Raw genomic sequence first — 279 nt, forward strand, 5'->3', positions numbered from 1 at the left:
AGAAGATGTGAGTTCACATACGGCGCGTTTGCGTAAGCTGATCAGCCATCGCATGGATGTGATGCTGTTTGGCGATTTTCATACGCGTGCCGAGGAAGTCAGTCAGTTTTTGCATCAGCTGATCGTCGCTGAAAAATCCTCAGGCTTATCACCTGGCGAGGATTTCGTGGTGCTGGATAAGCCTTTGCTGATCGACGAATTATGCTTTGCGGCCAGTCCCAGATACGAAGACTGGATACGCCGTATCAATACCGTGATCCAGACTACACGGCGTAACGG

Annotated in this window: 1 protein-coding gene; it reads left to right on the forward strand. The window is 50.5% G+C overall.

Going from position 1 to position 279, the window contains the following annotated elements:
• Positions 1–279: hypothetical protein (locus KDM89_RS22190; RefSeq protein WP_212689894.1), on the forward strand; the 279-nt coding region annotated here is incomplete at both ends.

Source organism: Cognatundibacterium luofuense, assembly GCF_018139685.1.
In the GTDB taxonomy this organism is placed as follows: domain Bacteria; phylum Pseudomonadota; class Gammaproteobacteria; order Burkholderiales; family Burkholderiaceae_D; genus Undibacterium; species Undibacterium luofuense.